Origin of the sequence: Priestia sp. FSL P4-0332, from assembly GCF_038005845.1 — a bacterium.
Lineage (GTDB): Bacteria > Bacillota > Bacilli > Bacillales > Bacillaceae_H > Priestia.
This window is the reverse complement of record NZ_JBBOUA010000001.1, coordinates 4688089-4708078: the sequence shown is the minus strand read 5'-3', so window position 1 is coordinate 4708078 and position 19990 is coordinate 4688089. Positions and strand designations below refer to the sequence as shown.

At 38.4% G+C, this 19990-nt stretch carries 19 protein-coding genes; 15 read left to right on the top strand and 4 right to left on the bottom strand.

The features are described from left to right. Positions 1-12: 12 nt before the first annotated feature. Entirely contained in the window at positions 13-945 is a 933-nt protein-coding gene (gene cysK, locus MKY06_RS24640; protein ID WP_013059515.1) for a cysteine synthase A, read from the bottom strand. Between the two features lie 190 nt (positions 946-1135). Here cysK and thpR point away from each other — a divergent pair, with 190 nt between their 5' ends. The 4 genes from thpR (at position 1136) to MKY06_RS24620 (ending at position 5972) form a co-directional block, all read left to right on the top strand. Continuing rightward, positions 1136-1690 (top strand): RNA 2',3'-cyclic phosphodiesterase, encoded by a 555-nt coding sequence (gene thpR / locus MKY06_RS24635; protein WP_029319955.1) that lies wholly within the window; start codon positions 1136-1138, stop codon positions 1688-1690. Positions 1691-1825: 135 nt separating this feature from the next. Beyond that, entirely contained in the window at positions 1826-2752 is a 927-nt protein-coding gene (locus MKY06_RS24630; RefSeq protein WP_029319957.1) for a hypothetical protein, read from the top strand. A 92-nt stretch (positions 2753-2844) separates the two neighbouring features. After that, on the top strand, positions 2845-4986 hold the full coding sequence (gene pulA / locus MKY06_RS24625; protein ID WP_289920080.1) for a type I pullulanase: 2142 nt from the start codon (positions 2845-2847) through the stop codon (positions 4984-4986). Positions 4987-5147: 161 nt separating this feature from the next. Further along, positions 5148-5972 (top strand): phosphotransferase family protein, encoded by an 825-nt coding sequence (locus MKY06_RS24620; RefSeq protein WP_223269002.1) that lies wholly within the window; start codon positions 5148-5150, stop codon positions 5970-5972. Between the two features lie 6 nt (positions 5973-5978). Here the strand turns inward: MKY06_RS24620 and MKY06_RS24615 are convergent, their stop codons facing one another. Further along, positions 5979-6257: a YtzH-like family protein gene (locus MKY06_RS24615; protein ID WP_013059510.1), complete on the bottom strand. Its 279-nt coding sequence runs from the start codon at positions 6255-6257 to the stop codon at positions 5979-5981. A 127-nt stretch (positions 6258-6384) separates the two neighbouring features. Between MKY06_RS24615 and trmB the strand changes: the two genes are divergently transcribed. Continuing rightward, complete coding sequence (trmB, locus tag MKY06_RS24610) at positions 6385-7035, top strand: tRNA (guanosine(46)-N7)-methyltransferase TrmB (RefSeq protein ID WP_013059509.1); 651 nt, start codon at positions 6385-6387, stop codon at positions 7033-7035. Between the two features lie 75 nt (positions 7036-7110). Continuing rightward, positions 7111-7968, top strand: coding sequence for a YtnP family quorum-quenching lactonase (locus MKY06_RS24605; protein WP_098450033.1), 858 nt, complete (start codon positions 7111-7113; stop codon positions 7966-7968). On the opposite strand, the gene MKY06_RS24600 is transcribed toward MKY06_RS24605, so the two are convergent. Beyond that, positions 7937-8248 (bottom strand): PepSY domain-containing protein, encoded by a 312-nt coding sequence (locus MKY06_RS24600; RefSeq protein WP_013059507.1) that lies wholly within the window; start codon positions 8246-8248, stop codon positions 7937-7939. The two genes, MKY06_RS24605 and MKY06_RS24600, sit on opposite strands and share 32 nt — an antisense overlap. 152 nt (positions 8249-8400) lie before the next feature. Here MKY06_RS24600 and MKY06_RS24595 point away from each other — a divergent pair, with 152 nt between their 5' ends. The 8 genes from MKY06_RS24595 to murC all read left to right on the top strand — a co-directional run bounded on the left by MKY06_RS24595 (position 8401) and on the right by murC (position 18040). Continuing rightward, positions 8401-9474 carry a M42 family metallopeptidase gene (locus MKY06_RS24595; protein WP_098399843.1) on the top strand — a complete coding sequence of 358 codons (1074 nt, stop codon included), beginning with the start codon at positions 8401-8403 and terminating at the stop codon, positions 9472-9474. A gap of 58 nt (positions 9475-9532) precedes the next feature. Next, entirely contained in the window at positions 9533-10057 is a 525-nt protein-coding gene (locus tag MKY06_RS24590) for a DUF84 family protein (protein ID WP_025601895.1), read from the top strand. 152 nt (positions 10058-10209) lie between these two features. Next, the gene (locus MKY06_RS24585) at positions 10210-10527 is read left to right on the top strand and encodes a thioredoxin family protein (protein WP_013059504.1); all 318 of its coding nucleotides are present in this window, start codon (positions 10210-10212) and stop codon (positions 10525-10527) included. A gap of 81 nt (positions 10528-10608) precedes the next feature. Beyond that, entirely contained in the window at positions 10609-11412 is an 804-nt protein-coding gene (locus MKY06_RS24580; protein WP_013059503.1) for a DUF1444 domain-containing protein, read from the top strand. 2 nt (positions 11413-11414) lie between these two features. Next, on the top strand, positions 11415-12020 hold the full coding sequence (ytpR, locus tag MKY06_RS24575; RefSeq protein WP_013059502.1) for a YtpR family tRNA-binding protein: 606 nt from the start codon (positions 11415-11417) through the stop codon (positions 12018-12020). 429 nt (positions 12021-12449) lie between these two features. Continuing rightward, the gene (locus tag MKY06_RS24570) at positions 12450-15560 is read left to right on the top strand and encodes a DNA translocase FtsK (RefSeq protein WP_289920067.1); all 3111 of its coding nucleotides are present in this window, start codon (positions 12450-12452) and stop codon (positions 15558-15560) included. Between the two features lie 339 nt (positions 15561-15899). Continuing rightward, complete coding sequence (locus tag MKY06_RS24565) at positions 15900-16553, top strand: hypothetical protein (RefSeq protein ID WP_013059500.1); 654 nt, start codon at positions 15900-15902, stop codon at positions 16551-16553. A gap of 185 nt (positions 16554-16738) precedes the next feature. Then, positions 16739-18040 (top strand): UDP-N-acetylmuramate--L-alanine ligase, encoded by a 1302-nt coding sequence (gene murC / locus MKY06_RS24560; RefSeq protein WP_013059499.1) that lies wholly within the window; start codon positions 16739-16741, stop codon positions 18038-18040. Between the two features lie 41 nt (positions 18041-18081). On the opposite strand, the gene MKY06_RS24555 is transcribed toward murC, so the two are convergent. Next, entirely contained in the window at positions 18082-19197 is a 1116-nt protein-coding gene (locus MKY06_RS24555) for an aminopeptidase (RefSeq protein ID WP_013085232.1), read from the bottom strand. A 282-nt stretch (positions 19198-19479) separates the two neighbouring features. On the opposite strand from MKY06_RS24555, the gene MKY06_RS24550 reads away from it, so the two are divergent. Further along, the gene (locus MKY06_RS24550; protein WP_013059497.1) at positions 19480-19965 is read left to right on the top strand and encodes a DUF948 domain-containing protein; all 486 of its coding nucleotides are present in this window, start codon (positions 19480-19482) and stop codon (positions 19963-19965) included. The last annotated feature ends 25 nt before the right edge of the window (positions 19966-19990 follow it).

Genomic DNA, 19990 nt, shown 5'->3' with positions numbered 1-19990 from the left:
TTCGCTTTTTTATTATTCAAATGAGAACAGGTCGCTTGATAAGTAACGTTCACCTGTATCGCAAGCAATACATACGACCACTTGATCAGGAGATAATTTTTTGGCTACCTCGATAGCAGCATAGCACGCAGCGCCAGATGAAGGACCGACTAAAATTCCTTCTTCAGAAGCCAAGCGTCGCGTAATATCGTAGGCTTGTTCATCTTTAATTTTTAAAATTTCATCGTAAACATCTACATTAAGCGTATCAGGAATAAACCCAGGGCTTGTTCCTACAAGCTTGTGCTTCCCAGGTCTTCCTCCAGATAATACAGGAGACCCAGCTGGTTCCACAACATGAACGGTCATATTTGGGTAGTTTTCTCTTAGGACTTCACCAGTTCCTGTAATCGTTCCCCCTGTTCCAGCAGTAGCAACAAAAGCAGATAGGTCTTTGCCTAACTCGTTCATTGCCTCAATAATTTCTTTAGCAGTCGTTTTTCGATGTGCGTCAGGGTTTGCATTATTTTCAAACTGCATGGGCATAAATGCATTTGGAATTTCTTTTGTAAGTTCTTGTGCTTTGCGGATTGCTCCAGGCATTTTCTCATCACCCGGTGTTAGAACAACTTCAGCACCATATGCTTTTAACAAGTTAATTCGTTCTTGAGTCATGGTATCTGGCATGACTAAAATAGAACGATAACCTCTTGCCGCTGCATTCATAGCTAAGCCAATACCTGTATTTCCGCTCGTTGGTTCAATAATAGTAGAATTTTCATTGAGCAAGCCTGCTTTTTCAGCTTCCACGATCATATTAAAAGCAGCACGGTCTTTTACACTACGGCTTGGATTAAAAAACTCTAGTTTTAAGTAAACGGATGCTCCATCTGCAGGTTGAAGACGATTCAACTTAACAAGGGGTGTCTCGCCAATCAAATCAGCCATATTGTTAACAACTTTCATTTTTCTCATCCTTTTCTTATAAAAATTCTCTGTATTGTTTCTATGATAACACAAATTCTTATTTTTTAAGCACATGACAAATTTTCAGAAAAACCTCTCTATTTCATCCGAAAAAGCCTTTAAAATAGATCTAGCTCTTTTTGAACATAACCAATTGGGGAAAGATAATAAAAAGAAAAGGAGCGATTTGATGAAAGGCGATAAACATTATTTTATTGGAATCAACGTGCCTGTATCCATTGCACATCAGGCAGAAAATTGGGCAAAGGAATTAATACCTTTTCCTTTCAAACAATGGACATACCCTGACGATTATCATATAACGCTACAATTTTTAGGGTTTTTAGATGACAAAAAGGAAAAGCTGATTACGCGCTTAAAAGAAGTAGCCTCCCGTCATTCAAGTTTTTCGCTGCAGACAGGTCAGTACGATGTGTTCGGTGCGTATAACAAGCCTAGAGTACTTTATGTAAGCCTTAGGCCAAATGATAAGCTTATGAATCTGCAAAGGGATATACAGGCCGTATGGGAAGAACTGAGCGCCTTATACGAAAAACGTCCTTATCGTCCTCATATTACGATTGCAAAGAAGTGGGGAGGGGAAGCCGGACTTTTGGAAGAACAGTTAAAGCAAACGTCGATTGAAGAACAGTTTCAAGTAAGTTCGTTTGCCCTTTTTGAAGTTCATCCTGCTAGCAAACCTAAGTATAAAAAAATACTATCTTTTTCCTTGCAGTCACAGTAGCATATGAACATACAAGCATGGAGAGAGGTTATTTAAATATCACTCTTATCAAAGGAAAGAAAACGCCGATGATAATAGAGAAATCATCGGCGAACAAAGTTTTAGAGGAATTTTAATTAGGGGATTGATGTAAACGTGGCGCAGCTACTTAAGGTGCAAGATTATATTTCCCGTTATGAAAAAGACGTTTATCACTACACGTCTCAGTTTAATCACTTAAAAAGGCATAATTGGAAGAAAGTAAAGCAATTATTTGAAGAAGGGCTATTACATGAACCGCCTGTACAAGAAGAAACAAAAGCTCAACGTTCATTTTTGCAAAAAGCAAAAGAGCGGTTTACAAGAAAAAAAGAAACGTGTGAAGTGGAAGAAGCGTTCTCTAGCGATAGCGTGGAAAATCAAGAGCTATTGAGGTTTACAACTCTTCCACAAACAGCGGAAGACTTGAAAATATTGTTTTTAGAAAATGTATTTGATCTTCAAATGAAATGGGCTACATCCACTTTATTTGAGTTCTCACAAGCAGATCGTAAATATTACCATGATGAAGCTCTCCGTTATTTTATTCAGCGCTTTCCTGATACGTGTCTCGTGATGTACAAGCCTGTTTTCATGATTAATAAAGCTCCGGTAGAAGGAGATATCATTATTGTTACTCCAACGGAAACCCTCTGTATTTGTTTAATAGAAACATATAAAAGCGCTGTTTTTCAGTATTCAAAAGAAAATTTTTGGACAGAGTTAAGAGGAAGAGATCAAAAAAAGATATTAAATCCTTTAATTGGGTTAAATCGAACGGAGCAAATTGTCCGAAGCATCTATCGTACTCACGATATTGAACATAACGTAAAGAAAATATTGCTGAGCAGAAATGGATACATTGATTACGCTGCGGAGCCTTATCAGGTTGAATTTGTAGATGCTAGAAAGTACGAAGAGTGGTTTTATGAACTTAGGAAATCTAAAGCACCTTTAAAGTTTAAGCAGATGAAAGCAGCTCAAGTATTGCTCGAACACAGCCAGAGTATTTATTTTGACCGGGAATTCGAAGCAGGTGAATAATACGAACATTCACGCTATGAAAGTGCTTTCGTTTTTGCGTTTGCTACATATAATGCTACTAAAGAGGTAATTGGCATAAGGAGGAGAAAAGGATGACTGGTGATAATAAGTTTCAAGCTTATTTAGATCAAATAGATCGTATTACTCTTTTAGTTCCAACTTCTTATCATGAAGGTCAAATTGATTTTTTTGTGATTAAAAGTACACAAATGCATGAGACCATCTCTATTGAAAACGTACATGAATTAGAAGGTTTTATCAAATATGAAGGCAAGGTTGAAGGTAGCATAGAAATTGGACAGTCGTACGTTATCTGTGATAATTACGGGGAGAAAGTTCCGCTGCAGGTAGGAGCTGTTATACGAACCAAAGAGTTTGATGAGAGATTTTATTATAATCAAAATGATTTGGGTGCAGCATTTTATTCAGATCATATTATGATAAAAATTTGGGCCCCGACTGCATCAGCAGTGGTTTTAAAATTAATACATGCAAACAGCGGGAAAGAAGAACTGTACGTCATGGCTCGTCAAAGAAAAGGCGTATGGGAAAAGAAACTTCCCTTAGATAAAGAAGGGTATTATTATCGATTTTTAATAGATGTAAACGGCGGGACAAATGAAGCGGTGGATCCTTATGCCGTTGCAGCTACAGCAAATAGTGAATACGGAGTTCTGATAAATCTTCATACAGCCTATGTTCATCTCCATGAAAAGCCACCTTTTCTTCAGCAAACGGATGCCGTTATTTACGAAATGCACGTTCGCGATTTTTCTATTCATCCTTCAAGCGGGATAGAAAAAAAAGGTACGTACCTAGCTGTTACTGAATCAAGCGGGCAGCCAGGCAAAACAACAGGTCTTCATTATTTAAAAGAGCTAGGAGTGACCCACCTTGAATTTCTTCCTATTAACGACTTTGGCGGAGTAGATGAATTAAATCCTCATGCTTCTTATAATTGGGGGTATAATCCATTGTTGTTTAATGTACCAGAAGGAAGCTACTCCGCTGACCCTTCAAATCCCGCCACTCGTATTGCTGAAGTGAAACAATTAATATCAACACTTCATCAACAGGGATTCCGTGTTATTATAGATGTAGTTTATAATCACGTATTTGTACGAGAGGAATCATCTTTTGAAAAAATTGTTCCGGGCTATTATTTTCGACATGATGAGTTTGGGATGCCTTCGAACGGTACGGGAGTAGGAAATGATTTTGCTTCTGAACGGAAAATGGCGCAAAAGTTTATTATCGATTCAGTATTATTTTGGATAAAAGAGTACGACGTTGATGGGTTTCGCTTTGACCTCATGGGGATTTTAGATATAGAAACGATGAACATCATCCGGGAAAAAATAAATGAAATTGATTCTACTATTTTGGTGTTTGGCGAAGGCTGGGATTTAAACACTCCTCTCCCCTATAATCAAAAAGCAATTATGGCGAATGCCCGCCAAACGCCTCAAATCGGCTATTTTAATGATCGCTTTCGAGATTCTGTAAAAGGAAGCACGTTTGATGTATATGAAAAAGGTTTTATCAGCGGAAATATTCATCAAAAAGAGACCGTGCAATCTGTGATAGCGGGGAGCATTCTGGATAAAGAAGACAGCCGGGCTTTATTTATAAATCCAGCACAATCAGTTAATTACGTTGAATCACATGATAATCATACGCTGTGGGATAAGTTAACGAATTCAAACGGAGAAGAAGACGAAGACAATCGTAGAAGTCGTCACCGCCTTGCTACTGCTATTGTACTTCTTTCGCAAGGCATACCGTTTGTTCATAGTGGTCAAGAGTTTTACCGCACTAAACAAGGCGTAGAGAACAGCTATAATTCACCCGATGATATTAATGCACTTGATTGGAATCGACGGATCAAATTTTCTCCTGATGTGAATTGGGTTCAAGAGCTGATTCGTATTCGCAAACAGCACGGTGCATTTCGCTTGGGAGATGCTTCAGCGATTAGGCAGCATGTCTCTTTCCTAAACACGCCGCAATCCGTTATTGGCTATTGCTTATCAAACGTATTGGCTTACGGTCCGTGGAAGAATATTATTGTGTTTTTTAATCAAGGCCTAATGGAAGAAAAAGTAGTTTTGCCAGAAGGACCATGGAAAATAGCACTTGATCATTGTAAAGTATATAAAAATGGGTATCCTACTATAGAGGATAATGCTATAAACGTTTCAAAGCTTAGCGTTCTTATTTTATTTCAAACGTAATTATTGTCTTCAACCACTTGACGAAAAAAGTGTGATGGAGATAATATTTATAAAGGATGGCTATTGATACATATCCTCAATAGCCGTCTTTTTTATTTACTAAGAAAATAACGTCATGATGTCTTAATAGATTGCTTTATTGAGTGAAATTTTTAAACGAAATGTGTGTGTTGAAATTGAAGGTGAATTGGTTGGAAGATATATTAGGAAGCGAATGGGAAATTACTCCTGCTGGCGGAGCGACAGGAGAAGCTTATTTTGCAAAATTTCAAGACCGAAAGCTTTTTTTAAAGCGTAATTCATCACCTTTTTTAGCAGTATTGTCAGCTGAAGGAATTGTACCGAAGCTCGTGTGGACAAGACGAATGGAAAATGGAGATGTGATCACAGCTCAGCACTGGCTAGATGGTCGAGAATTAAAACCAAAAGATATGAATTCGAGTCGAGTGACAGAATTGCTTAGTAAAATTCATCATTCAAACGAGTTATTAGATATGTTGAAAAGGTTGGGGAAAACACCGCTTCTTCCCGAAGACGTGCTAGCCGATATTGTAGAGAATGTGGACGAGCGACTTCAAAAAGAAAGTATTGTAGAGCAGGGAATCAGTTATTTACAAGCAGAGCTTCCGTCCGTTCAGACAGATAAATATGTTGTGTGTCACTGTGATGTGAACCACAATAACTGGATGCTTGGGGAGAATACGCAGCTATATTTAATCGACTGGGACGGAGCGATGATTGCAGATCCTGCTATTGATTTAGGTTTATTGCTTTATTGGTACATCAATCCATCTCAGTGGGAAGAATGGCTTGAGCATTATGGGGTTGAACTAACCGAGAACTTGAAAAAGAGAATGAAGTGGTATGTGATAAGTCAAACCATTTTATTCATTGAATGGCATCGTTCGAAAAATGAACGTTCTGAAATGAATTACTGGCTTGAATATCTTCGGATGTTGCTCGTCAACGACATTCAAGCACAGTAGCAAAGATTATGACAAGGTAGATAGTTCTTGGACCCATTGTGATAAATTTTGTTGATTGGTTTGAATATGTTCGTCTAAATGAGCAGCACTTTTTGCATCTTGCGTGTATTTATACACGTTTTGTAGTGTTGCTTGTACGTCTGTGCTAGCGTATCCTTTTGCTAACATTGATTGAATTAAACGTTCAACCTGTTCACATTCCGCAACCGTTCCGCAGCAATCACTTTGATGATTAGATAAAATATCTTTTAATATATTCATTTGGTGTTCGGCATTTAAAGGCATTAAGCATCATCCTTTCTCGTATGATGCTCTTATTTTTTTCTATCTAAACACAATTATGCATGAGAATGTCGGTTGTTTCGAATAACCGACATTTTCAATGCGTCAAAATACATTAAAGAGGTGCAACATGAGATTACGAAACAAACCTTGGGCAAAAGATAAAATTGCTGAAAATCCCCAATACGTGGTTCCAAACCCAGCAGAGTATAAAGGGAACTGGAAAGAGGTTTTTGGGAACGAAAATCCTCTTCATATTGAAGTAGGAACAGGGAAAGGCCAATTTTTAGTAGGGATGGCTAAACAAAATCCGCATATCAACTATATTGGAATTGAAATGTATGAAAGTGTCATCTTAAGTGCTCTAGAACGTTTGATTGAAGAAGAGCTTCCAAATTTAAAGCTGTTGAATGTAGATGCTAACCATCTTAGTGAGTTTTTTGCAAAAAATGACGTGGATCGCGTTTATCTCAATTTCTCTGATCCATGGCCAAAAAAGAGACATGCCAAACGCCGTTTAACATACAAAACGTTCTTAAGCATGTATGAAAACCTGCTGGTTGATGGTGGAGAAATTCACTTTAAAACAGATAATCAAGGGCTATTTGAATATTCATTGACAAGCTTTTCAGAATATGGGCTTCTACTCAAATACATTAGCTTAGATTTGCATAAAAGCGATTTTGAAGGCAATGTTATGACGGAATATGAAGAGAAATTTTCACAAAAAGGCAGCCGCATTTACCGCTGTGAAGTAAAATACCTGAACGAAAAAGACTGAGTTCCTCAGTCTTTTTTTGTTCAAAAAGAGAAGGAGATAGTGATAAAATAAAAAGGAATATAATGGAGGTGTAAAATGGAAACGTTAACAATAGGCGAATTAAAAGTGACATGGCTTCGTGGAGGGAATAATCATTTAGACGGGGGAGCAATGTTCGGTGTTGTTCCAAAAGAGCTTTGGACAAAAAAGTATCCTATCTCAGAAGGAAATCGAATTCCAATGAGGACGGATCCTTTGCTCGTTCAAACTGAAAAACACCTCATGTTAATTGATGCAGGCATAGGGAATGGCATGTTGGATGAGAAAAAAAAGCGTCATTTTGGTGTAACAGAAGAATCATTTATTGCTGAAGATTTACAAAAGTTAGGGTTTACGTGCGAAGATATTACTCACGTCATTATGACGCATCTTCACTTTGATCATGTGTCAGGCTTAACAAAAAGTAGCAACGGACATTTTTCCTCTGCTTTTCCAAATGCAAGAATCTTTGTTAGTGAAATCGAATGGAATGAAATGAGAAATCCTAATATACGTTCTAAAAATACGTATTGGAAACAAAATTGGGAATTTATTCAGCATCAAGTAATAACATTTAGCGACAAAGATGAAATTGTGCCTGGAGTAACGGCTCATCATACCGGCGGTCACAGCGATGGTCATGCTGTAGTTGTATTAAAAGGAAACAATGACATCTTAGTGCATATGGGCGATCTTTTGCCAACACATGCACATCAAAATGTCTTATGGGTAATGGCATATGATGATTATCCAATGACTTCGATTGAACAAAAGCAGCAGTGGCTAGCTTATGCCTATGAGAATCAAGCTTGGCTAAGTTTTTATCATGATGCTTTTTATCGAGCTGTAAAATGGGATAATAAAGGAGAAATAGTTGACGAAATTAAACGGATGCATTCAGCGTCAATTCAATAATAGAACCGCTTTTTTTATCAATGAAAAACTCGTAATGTTCCTGTTTTGCATCACGTGTTCTGATAATTCCACCTGTATAACCATAAAAAGAGAGACCATGTTTTTGAATGACTTTAGTCGTTGTTTCAATCCATGAGCCGTCGATTGCCCCATTTTGTTTAAAAGCGCTTTTAACAATCGTAAGGGCTTCCGATGAGGAAATTGACGACTTTCTTTTTTGAAGAATATAAGCGCTTGCAAATCCGACTGCAGCTCCTGCTATTAGTTGAGTCCATTTCACGTTATTCACCTGCTTTTTAAGGATATGTTTTCATCATTATATCAAATTGTCGAATGCTTTGTTAAGTTGAGTTATAGAAGAGAAGGACAGAACTAGCAACTATTTCCGGTTTTCGATACAATAAAGAAAATGATACATAAAGGAGAGTATATATGAACAATGAAACGCTATCTCTATTTAAAACATTAACGGAGTTACCAGGTGCCGCTGGAAACGAACATCAAGTACGTTCATTTATGCGCTCGCAAATTGAACCCCTTGTAGATGAAGTCATTCAAGATGGGTTAGGAAGTTTATTCGGCGTGCGCTATAATGAAGAAAAAGGTCCTAAAGTAATGGTAGCAGGACATATGGACGAAGTAGGATTTATGGTTACGTCTGTAACAGATAAAGGAATGCTTCGTTTTCAAACTCTAGGAGGATGGTGGAGTCAAGTACTGCTAGCTCAACGCGTCCATGTTGTTACCAAAAAAGGTCCTATCACCGGCGTAATTGCTTCTATCCCTCCCCATTTATTAGACGAATCACAGCGCAACAAGCCAATGGCCATTAAAAATATGATGATTGATGTGGGCGCAGATAGCAAGCAGGAAGTAGCAGAAATGGGCATTCGTCCTGGCGATCAAATTGTACCGATTTGTCCGTTTACGCCAATGTCAAATGAAAAGAAAATACTGGCAAAAGCATGGGATAACCGCTATGGGTGCGGACTTGCGATTGAATTATTAAAAGAAGTAAAAAATGAAAAATTGCCAAATATCTTATATTCTGGAGCTACTGTGCAAGAAGAAGTAGGGCTTCGCGGTGCTCAATCAGCTGCGAATATGATTAAACCGGATTTGTTTTATGCACTAGATGCTAGTCCAGCTAACGATACATCAGGCGATAAAAATGCGTTTGGACAATTAGGAAAAGGCGTATTACTTCGTATCTTTGACCGTACGATGGTCACACATAGAGGAATGAGAGAATTTATTTTAGATACAGCTGAGACAAACAGCATCCCTTATCAATACTTTGTTTCTCCAGGAGGTACTGATGCAGGGCGCGTTCATACTTCTAATAATGGAGTTCCTTCTGCGGTAATTGGCGTATGTTCACGTTATATTCATACTCATGCGTCTATGATTCATGTAGATGACTATGCAGCCGCAAAAGAATTACTAGTCAAACTTGTACGTTCTACAGACCAAACAACGCTCGATACGATTAAGCAAAACGGATAAAAAAGAACAAAGCAGCTGCTTTTGCGGTTGCTTTGTTTCATAATGACAGGAGAAAAAAATGAAAATTGCAATCGGAACGAAAAATCCAACAAAAGTAAATGCAGTAAAAAAAGTATTTGGAGATACTTTTACATATGTAGAGGTAGCCGTGCAGTCTGGGGTGTCGCCACAGCCTTTTTCTGACGAAGAAACCATCCAAGGAGCGGTTAACCGCGCGCGTGCTGCTGTCAAAGAGGCAGGTGCTGATATTGGTATTGGGCTTGAAGGAGGGGTGCAGGAAACACCTTATGGCTTATTCCTTTGCAATTGGGGAAGTCTTGTTACCTCTAAGGACCTTGAACCGATTTTAGGTGGAGGAGCTCGTATTCGGCTTCCTGAAGCGGTAGCCGGTATGCTTCGTCATGATAAAAAAGAATTAGCCGAAGCTATGGAAGTGTATACAAACCAAAAGAATATTCGAAAAAAAGAAGGAGCAATCGGTATTTTCACCAATGGAAATTTAGATCGGACTGCTATGTTTTATCAGGTTGTTTTAATGCTAAAAGGACAGCTGGATTTTAGGACAAATCAAGCTGTTCAATAGGAAATTTCTTTGTAACCCTTTATAATAGAAAAGCATCAGTGTATGATAGTTGCAACAACTCATATACTATGTTTTGATGTAGAAGGATTAAATAATGTATAGGGCTTTAGCCGTTTAAATACGAAAGTCAAAGAAAAAGTGGAGGAAGAAAAATGGAAAAAATGCAAACAATTGAACAATACAAAGAAATCATTAAAGAAGGAAAACATATCATGATGTTTTCAGCAGACTGGTGCCCAGATTGCCGAGTAATCGAGCCTGTGCTTCCAGAAATTGAGGCCAATCATAGCGAGTATACATTTCACTATGTCGATCGTGACGACTTTATTGATCTTTGTGCAGAATTAAGCATCTTTGGAATTCCAAGCTTTGTTGGTTACAGCAACGGAGAAGAAACAGGGCGTTTTGTCAGCAAAGATCGTAAAACAAAAGAAGAAATTGAAGAGTTTATTAACGGCTTAAATGCATAAATCAAGTGAAGACTGATAGCGATCTACAGCTATCAGTCTTCATACATAAAAATGAGAAAAGGAGGCGTAAATATGGCGAAAATGAATAGTCAAAAGATGAGAAAACTACTAGAAGAGCGATTAACGGGTGCGGATTGGTCATTTTTATTTGATCGTGAAAAAGATACGCTGCGCGTTGAACATCAGGAAACGAAAAAAGGTGTAACCATTTCTTTACCTGGGCTAATTGCAAAATGGGAAGAAAAAAAGGAAGCGGCTCTAGATGAAATGGTATATTATATAAAAGAAGCTCTTCGTGTTATGAACGATGAACAGCAGGTAACGGGAAAAGAAAAGCGCATTTATCCAGTTATTCGCTCAACGTCTTTTCCAGATAAATCGAATGAAGACGTGCCGTTGATTTATGATGAACATACAGCTGAAACACGCATTTATTATGCGCTTGATTTAGGCAATACATATCGTCTATTAGATGAGAAACTAATTCGTAAGGAAGATTTAGATCTATCCGCAGTGCGGGAAATGGCTAAATTTAATCTTCGCTCTTTGCCGATTTCACATAAAAAAGATACGGTAGCAGGCAATGACTTTTATTTTGTAAATCAGAACGATGGATACGATGCAAGCCGAATTCTTAACGAGGCATTTTTGCAAGATTTTGCTTCTAGTGTTTCGGGCACAATGGCTGTAGCAGTACCTCATCAAGATGTGCTGATTCTAGCTGATATCCAAAACGAAACGGGTTATGATATTCTTGCGCAAATGACCATGAGCTTTTTTGCAAGTGGACGTGTACCCATCACAGCTCTTTCATTTTTATACGAAAACGGTGAGCTAGAACCTATTTTTATTCTAGGAAAAAATCGAAGTAAAGGACGGGACTAATTATGAATCTTTTTTATAATAAAGAAGGTATCGGCGATACGTTAATCGTCAAGCTAGAAGATATCGCAATTGAAAATCGTACGTTTGAAACAAAAGGCGACGTTGTGCGTATCTTTGATCAAAAATCAAATACAACAGCTGGCTATAACATCTTTCATGCTTCTTCTAAGTTAAAAGTAGAGGGAAATGGTTCTCTTGAATTAACAGAAGAAATGGTGGAAGAAGTAAATCATGTACTTAGCGAAAGCGGTTTTGAAGGTAAACTTGAAGTGGATTTATCTCCTAAATTTGTAGTGGGATATGTTCAAGAAAAAGAAAAGCATCCAAATGCAGATAAGTTGAACATCTGTAAAGTAGATGTTGGCACAGAAACACTTCAAATTGTGTGTGGAGCACCAAATGTAGACGCAGGTCAAAAAGTCGTGGTAGCAAAAGTAGGAGCGGTTATGCCAAGTGGTATGATCATTAAAGATGCAGAGCTGCGCGGTGTACCTTCTTCAGGTATGATTTGCTCTGCTAAAGAGCTGGCGCTTCCGAACGCTCCTCAAGAAAAAGGGATTTTAGTACTTGAAGATAAATATGAAGTAGGTCAACCTTTTCAAGCATAAAAGCAGAGTGCCATACTGATTTATAGGGCAAAAGCATGATGTTTTTTTACACGTATATTTCAAAGCGTTACAGTTGCTGAAAAGCAATTGTCAATTCTTAAAAAGGTTTGATAAAATTAAAAGCCACTAGTATATACTAGTGGCTTTTTTCGCGTTTAATTATGAGTGCTAACTAGACGCGAAAAAATATTTTTGCAAAGAGGAATTTTACTGTATAAATAAGGGAAGCAAAATAGTAGATTTTATAGTAAGAGTTCAAGCATACGTGATAGAATGATAAATGAAAAGATAGTATATATATCCATCTCAGAGAATACTTTGAGGCCAAAGGTAAATAAAGGATGCATGGATAGCTTTTTGTAGATATCGCAGCACTGCGGTATAAGAGGCTAAACGAAGTAAGATAGTCTGATAGAAAGAGTGATAAAAATGGGTTTTGTACGAAAAGTAATGGATTATTTACTAGGATACGAAGTGAAAGAAATCGTTGTAGACGAACATGGAAATACAACGGAAGAATACCCTTTAAATAGAGAAAAAACAATTCCTAAAAAGAAGGCTCCTAAGCCTAAACAAATGCAGTCAGTTCATCAAAAGCCAGTGATGAAAGCAGCGCCAAAACCTTCTGTTCCACACTCGGCCAGAACGCAAAAGCGGAGTTACAGTGAAGAGCAGCAAGATGTTCATACAAAAGTAGCTTATCAATATCCAAAAGGAACGTTTCGTTTTCCTTTAATTGATGATACGGGAGAAGCAAAAAAGGCAGCAGTTCCTAAAAATGAACCAAGGCCTGTAGCAAAAAAGGCACCGGCTCCGTTTTATCAAGAGCCTGCTCGCAAGTCGGCGCTAACGCAGCCTAAGTCAGTATCTCAGCCGTTAAAAACGGTATCTGAAAAGAAAGAAGCGGTTCCGCAAGTAAGAAAACGTCCGTTTCGTCCGACTGAAATTCCTTCACCTGTCTATGGGTTTAATAAGCGGCCTTCTAATGTTGTACAAAATGGAAGTGAGGAAGTAGTAGAATATGAGCTTCCGAGTACACAGTTATCAAAAGCAGCGTTTGAAGATGAAATTTACCGACGAGCGATGAATACAGCTGTTGTAGAGCCGTTAAGAAAACCAGTTTCTAAGCCTATAGCCGAAGAATCACCGATTCAAGAAACAGAAGAAATGATGCAACTGTCTTCTCAGCGTTTTGCTCAGTGGAAGCAATATGAGGAAAATCAAAAAGAGAAGCTATCATTTCCTGAAGAAAAGCCAAGTTCTTCAGTAGCCGTAAAAGAACAGGAAGAGGTGCCAACTTTTGAAGAATCACACGCGGTCGAACCGTTAGTGGGACAAGAGAGAACTCTTGACTGGGATTTAGCGAAAGGTATGACAGCGGCCGAAGAAGTTACAATTTCAGAGGAACCGCGCCCGTCTGAATCATCAGTTTCTCTCCAACAAGAGATAGGAAATGAGACTGAAGAAGTAGAAGCAGAAACGTTGATGGACGGAAGCGCAGTGTTTTTACAAGCAGCAGAAGAAGTAGAAGTAGAAGCACTAAAGCCTAGAAAGAAAGAAGAAGCTCCAGCTGCTGAGAAAGAAAGTGACGTCATTCTAGAAGAGCCAGCAAACAGTGTTCATATGGAAGCAGAACATGAGCTGAATTCTGAAAGTTTAAATTCATCGCAACCCGCAGCTGATGAATGGCAACCAGAAGCGGCATCGGCTGTTGTTCACCAAGAGCTTGAAAATTCGGTGATAAAAGAGGAAGAGAGCAGTATGCAGGAAAGTCAAGAGTTACAAGAACAAGTACAGCAAGAGTCAGCTGTAGAACCTCTTGTACCTGCAGAACAGCCAGGAAATGCTGAACGAGCTCGCGGTAAGCGATTAGTGCCTTTTAACGTGATGATGCTGAAAAAAGACCGCACAAAGATGGATAACAACGCTCGAGAAAAAAGTCAGCCGTCTCAAGGTTCATACCAAAGGCAGGAGGCAGAAGCTCTGCAAAAAAAAACGGAAGTAAGTAGGCAAGAAGAAGTTCACGGTGAAAAAACCAAAGAAGCGGTTCCACAGGCTTCGTTAAAAGCTGAAGAACCTGTAAATGTAAAGGCTTCTTCTCCTTATGCATTTCCTGGAATGAACTTGCTTAACATTCCTCCAGCTGCTATTGAAGAAGATAATCAATGGGCGGATGAGCAGCGTGAGCTTTTGGATATGACATTAAAAAACTTTAACGTTCGAGCTAAGGTCGTAAACGTCACGCAAGGTCCTACCGTGACCAGATTTGAAGTACATCCTGAACCCGGTGTGAAAGTGAACAAAATTACGAATTTAACAGATGATATTAAACTGAGCCTAGCCGCGCGTGATATCCGAATTGAAGCGCCAATTCCAGGGAAAAATACGATTGGAATTGAAGTGCCAAATCGTCAAAGTAAGCCGGTGTTAATTCGTGAAATTTTGAGGCATCCTTCTTTTAGAAAAGATAACTCTCCTTTAACGGTGGCGTTAGGGTTAGATATTTCAGGAACGCCGGTTGTGACTGACTTGAATAAAATGCCTCACGGTTTGATTGCCGGAGCGACAGGGTCTGGTAAAAGCGTGTGTATTAATACTATTATCGTCAGCTTGCTTTATAAAGCTGCGCCGCACGAAGTCAAGCTTATGTTAATTGACCCTAAAATGGTTGAGCTAGCTCCTTACAACGGTATTCCGCATTTAGTCAGCCCGGTTATCACGGATGCTAAAGCAGCTACTACAGCTTTAAAATGGGCAGTAGAGGAAATGGAGCGCCGTTATGAATTGTTTGCACATGCGGGCGTACGTGATATTACAAAATACAACGAACGTGTAAAAGAACATAATGAAAAAAGCGGGGAGCTGCCATATCTAGTTATTATTATTGATGAACTTGCCGACTTAATGATGGTATCTCCTGGGGAAGTAGAGGAAGCTATTTGCCGTATTGCACAAAAGGCAAGAGCATGTGGCATTCACTTATTGCTTGCAACGCAGCGTCCTTCCGTAGATGTGATTACAGGCTTAATTAAAGCGAATGTGCCAACGCGTATTGCATTTTCTGTTTCTTCGCAAGTTGATTCACGTACAATTATCGACACAGGGGGAGCAGAGAAGCTACTAGGTAAAGGTGATATGCTGCTTCTTGAAAACGGCTCTTCTAAAAGCGTTCGAATTCAAGGGAACTTTGTTTCAGATGAAGAAATTGACCGCGTTGTAGATCATGTCAAAAAACAAATGAAGCCAACATACTTATTTGATCAAGAAGATTTGTTGAAAAAGCAGCAAAGCTTTGCTTCAAATGAAGAAGATGAGCTTTTCTATGAAGCATGCGAGTTTGTGCTAGATCAAGGCGGTGCATCTACTTCCAGTCTGCAAAGACGCTTCAGAATGGGGTACAATCGCGCAGCGCGCCTAATTGATATGATGGAGCAGCAAGGAATTATTTCAGAAGCAAGAGGAAGCAAGCCGAGAGATGTGCTCATTACCGAAAACGAGCTTCAGGAAATGGAAAGTCAAACAGCCACTTCTACATTTTAAGCTGTTTTTCTACATGTAGGTTAAAAAAGAGGCTATGCAAAATCAGCAGAATACAGCATTGTGTGAGCTAACGCTCTGTCACTGTATCCGTGGCCTCTTGTTTTTTTGCTTTAAGTTCGTTTATACAGAATTTGAGTAGAGATTTTGGAAGAAATCCATCAAGAAAAAAAGGAAAAGGTTTGTCAGAACTAGTAAAATGATTTACTATATGTAAGGATAATGTGTGTTTTGCTTTTTTAGCATGTGATAGTTTGCTATCATTTCTCACCAGCAGAAACATATGAGCTGAAGGCGTATAAAGAGGACAAACTAAAATAATTAGAGTACGAGTGAAGAGTAATGACAGAAGAAAATCATGAACTGATTAACTTTAATGAAATTCGTGAACAAAAGCAGCTTCAGTCTGATAATGCTATTTGCGACTTTTACAATCAATATTTCTTTTTTGTGAACCGCTATACGAATATACGAGAAAAAGTGCGGGCTTCACATTTATTTAAAGAGTTAGTAAACTTGCCTCATGAGGCGCCTCTGTCTGATTCCCATGAACAATTATTTTTTCAGTGGTTTGCATTTGAATATGTAACCATTCAGGGGAAAACCCTGCTGCAGCTTTTTTTAGCTGATCAGGCGAAGCAGAAAACAGAGTCGTTTTTGATTCAAGGAGCCTTTTTTTTGACGAGTGTACTAGAGCCAATTATTGTGTCTAAAGTACCTAATTCGTTTTTCTTAAAAGGATATACCCCATTGACAAATGAGCAGGTTATCATCAAAGATGTAAGAGGAAGATTTGCAAATTTAGAGGAACAACAAGTAATTTGGATTCGAAAAATAAAATCAATCGGATATGACGTGTTAATTGACTCTTTCTTTTTAGGACATAAACAACGCATTGAACAGTTAGTAACGCAATATAATGACAAAAAAAATGCAATGACATGGCGCTCGTTTTTAAAACAGCAGGCTATATACTATGTGATGAAGCCAAAATAAAAGGCCGTTTCGCAAGGCAAGAGAGTAGAAATGGAGTCATGGAGTTATGTTATAAGAAGTGATATAATGTACGAATGTTATCGTGAAATCAGCAATCAAACGACATTTATATACGTTTGTAAGAGCAATTCTAGATAACCGTCATATACTGTCTTACAGATAGACGAATGTTGGAGGTTCTTTATATGACAGTTTACCATTTTGTAGGTATTAAAGGAACAGGAATGAGTGCGCTTGCGCAAATCCTAAACGATATGGGCTTTCAAGTTCAAGGATCGGATATTGAAAAAGAAATTTTTACGCAAAAAGCACTAGAACAGCAGGGAATTCCTGTTTTACCATTTGATAAAAATAATATTAAAGACGGCATGACTGTAATCGCAGGAAATGCTTTTCCTGATACGCATGAAGAAATTGCAGAAGCAGCTTCAAAAGAAGGAGTCAAGCTTGTACGCTATCACCGTTTCTTAGGTGACTTTATGAAACAGTATACGAGTGTAGCCGTAACAGGAGCACACGGAAAAACATCCACAACGGGTATGTTAGCGCATGTGATTCAAGGAGCTGAACCTACTTCATATTTAATCGGAGACGGTACGGGTAAAGGTGTAAAAGACAGCAAGTATTTTGCGTTTGAGGCATGTGAATATCGCCGCCACTTCTTATCTTATACGCCAGACTATGCAATTATGACGAATATTGATTTTGATCACCCTGATTATTTTGCCAATATCGACGATGTATTCAGCGCGTTCCAAGAGATGGCACTTCAAGTCAAAAAAGGAATTATTGCCTGTGGTGACGATGAACATCTGCAGCAAATTCAAGCGAAGGTACCTGTTCTTTATTACGGATTAGGCGAAGAAAATGATTTCCAAGCACGTAATATCGTAAAAAGCACAACAGGCACAACATTTGATGTGTTCGTTCGTAATACATTCCACGCATCATTTGAAATTCCAGGGTATGGCGACCATAACATCTTAAATGCACTTTCTGTTATTGCACTTTGTCATTATGAAGAAATTGACGTTGCTGTGCTGCAAGAGCGTTTTAAAACATATCAAGGTGTAAAGCGTCGTTTCAGTGAAAAGAACGTTGGCAAACAAGTGCTAATCGATGATTATGCACACCATCCAACGGAAATTAATGCAACGATTTCAGCTGCTCGTCAAAAGTATCCAAACCGTGAAGTTGTGGCTGTTTTCCAACCGCATACTTTTACGCGTACACAAACGTTCTTAGAGGATTTTGCAGCAAGCTTACAGCACGCTGATAAAGTATATCTATGTGACATTTTTGGATCAGCTCGTGAGCATCAAGGTAAATTATCAATTGAAGATTTACGAAGCAAAATCAGCGGAGCTGAATTAATTAATGAAGAAACAATTGAATCGTTAAAAGACCATAATGAAGCTGTATTAGTATTTATGGGTGCTGGAGACATTCAAAAGTTTGAAAAACTATATCAGCAAACCGTATCATAAAAAAAAGGCACTCAGGAGAGTGCCTTTTTTTATTTCAAAACTCATTTTAAATTTTCAGGATTTAACGCTTTTAATTCCTCAATGACAAATAGCCCGTCTTTACGAATTAACACGTCATCGAAATAAATCTCACCGCCGCCGTATTCTGGGCGCTGAATCATCACCATATCCCAGTGGATATTTGACTTATTTCCATTATACGCATCTTCGTAGCACTCGCCAGGAGTGAAGTGGAAACTTCCGTCAATTTTTTCATCAAATAAAATGTCTTGCATTGGATGTTGAATATATGGATTTACGCCAATCGCAAATTCGCCAACAAAACGTGCGCCTTCATCCGTATCAAAAATGCCGTTGATGCGTTCTGTATCATTAGCGGTTGCTTCAACAATCTTACCGTTTTTAAATGTTAAGGATACATTCTCAAACGTAAAGCCTTGATAGTTAGAAGGAGTGTTGTAAGAAATTGTTCCGTTTACAGAATCACGTACAGGAGCCGTGTATACTTCACCGTCCGGAATATTCATTTCCCCGGCACACTTCACTGCAGGAATATCTTTAATAGAGAACGTTAAGTCTGTATTCTCACCTGTTAAACGCACTTTGTCCGTACGGTTCATGAGCTCAACTAAAGCATCCATCGCTTTGCTCATTTTGCCATAGTCTAAGTTACATACATCAAAATAAAAATCTTCAAATGCTTCTGTACTCATTTTAGCAAGCTGCGCCATTGAATCGTTTGGATAGCGAAGAACAACCCATTTTGTTTTTGGAACGCGAATTTCTCTATGTACTTTTTTACCGATCGTATTTCCTTGGATTTTCATTTTATCTGCCGGAACATCTGATTGTTCAAAAATGTTTGAACCAGAACGCAAGCCAATATAAGCATTCATTTCTTTCATCACATTTGCTTCGAAGTCTGCCATCATATTGAACTGCTCTTCTTGTGCACCGTTTAAAAGAGCGCGGTCTACGGAATGATCTTTTAGCAGTACAAATGGATAGCCACCCGCCTTGTACGCTTCATCTACAAGTGCTGTCACAAGTTCGCGCTGAAGTCCAAAGTTTTCGATTAATACTTTTTCTCCTTTTTGAAGGCGAACAGAATAATTAATTAAATTTTTAGCTAATGTCGCAATTCTAGGGTCTTTCATAAATAGTGCCTCCTTAAAATAACAATGATTGGTGATTCACTTTCTATTGTACCCCACTGAGCTTATTTTGTTTGTTTTTATGCTTTAAAATCCTTTTTTTCTTTAGGAAGGGAAATAACTCATATATCGCGAAATAATGTAACAATCTTCCCTTTTTCTGAATAAAGGCAGAGAGAATATGGTAAAGTTAAAGAGTCTATAGGGAATAGAAGGTTTAATTGTTTATAAAATTGGGAAAGTAGTTATAACAAGAGAGAAGAAAATAGGAGGTGCCTTGCACAGATGGTTATTATTCTTTATTTAAGCGCTGCTATTGTTGCCATTGCGATTTTTTACCTGGTGGTTTCCGTGTCCAAAACATTGAAATCCGTTCAGCACACATTAAATTCAGTGGCAGGTACTTTAGACGGTGTAGAAAAGCAAATGACAGGAATCACAGCCGAAACAACTGCACTTTTACATAAGACTAATCTGTTAGCTGAAGATATTCAGCGTAAATCCGAAGCGCTGAACACAGTGGTGGATTCTGTTAAAGGCGTAGGTGACTCAATCCAAGACCTAAATAAGTCTATTAAAAGCGTATCATCAAGCGTTTCAGAGAAAGTAGAAGAAAATAAAGAAACTGTTGCTCAAGTTGTTCAATGGAGCAATGTTGCATTAGACGTATGGGAACGTATAAAATTAAGAAAACAGAAAAAAGTTGACGCAGAGCCTGTACCTGTTGAAGTAAAAGAAAAAGCGGTTCAACGCTCACGCTCATTTTCATAAGGATGAACTTTAAAGGAGGAGACGC

Bases quoted from the DNA above. Each gene is read 5' to 3' on its own strand.
- cysK (WP_013059515.1), bottom strand. From the start codon at position 945: ATGAAAGTTGTTAACAATATGGCTGATTTGATTGGCGAGACACCCCTT.
- MKY06_RS24615 (WP_013059510.1), bottom strand. From the start codon at position 6,257: ATGCCTTTAAATGCCGAACACCAAATGAATATATTAAAAGATATTTTA.
- murC (WP_013059499.1), top strand. From the start codon at position 16,739: ATGACAGTTTACCATTTTGTAGGTATTAAAGGAACAGGAATGAGTGCG.
- trmB (WP_013059509.1), top strand. From the start codon at position 6,385: ATGAGATTACGAAACAAACCTTGGGCAAAAGATAAAATTGCTGAAAAT.
- MKY06_RS24590 (WP_025601895.1), top strand. From the start codon at position 9,533: ATGAAAATTGCAATCGGAACGAAAAATCCAACAAAAGTAAATGCAGTA.
- MKY06_RS24555 (WP_013085232.1), bottom strand. From the start codon at position 19,197: ATGAAAGACCCTAGAATTGCGACATTAGCTAAAAATTTAATTAATTAT.
- pulA (WP_289920080.1), top strand. From the start codon at position 2,845: ATGACTGGTGATAATAAGTTTCAAGCTTATTTAGATCAAATAGATCGT.
- MKY06_RS24565 (WP_013059500.1), top strand. From the start codon at position 15,900: ATGACAGAAGAAAATCATGAACTGATTAACTTTAATGAAATTCGTGAA.
- MKY06_RS24585 (WP_013059504.1), top strand. From the start codon at position 10,210: ATGGAAAAAATGCAAACAATTGAACAATACAAAGAAATCATTAAAGAA.
- MKY06_RS24570 (WP_289920067.1), top strand. From the start codon at position 12,450: ATGGGTTTTGTACGAAAAGTAATGGATTATTTACTAGGATACGAAGTG.
- MKY06_RS24595 (WP_098399843.1), top strand. From the start codon at position 8,401: ATGAACAATGAAACGCTATCTCTATTTAAAACATTAACGGAGTTACCA.
- MKY06_RS24605 (WP_098450033.1), top strand. From the start codon at position 7,111: ATGGAAACGTTAACAATAGGCGAATTAAAAGTGACATGGCTTCGTGGA.
- MKY06_RS24620 (WP_223269002.1), top strand. From the start codon at position 5,148: ATGTGTGTGTTGAAATTGAAGGTGAATTGGTTGGAAGATATATTAGGA.
- ytpR (WP_013059502.1), top strand. From the start codon at position 11,415: ATGAATCTTTTTTATAATAAAGAAGGTATCGGCGATACGTTAATCGTC.
- MKY06_RS24550 (WP_013059497.1), top strand. From the start codon at position 19,480: ATGGTTATTATTCTTTATTTAAGCGCTGCTATTGTTGCCATTGCGATT.
- MKY06_RS24580 (WP_013059503.1), top strand. From the start codon at position 10,609: ATGAATAGTCAAAAGATGAGAAAACTACTAGAAGAGCGATTAACGGGT.
- thpR (WP_029319955.1), top strand. From the start codon at position 1,136: ATGAAAGGCGATAAACATTATTTTATTGGAATCAACGTGCCTGTATCC.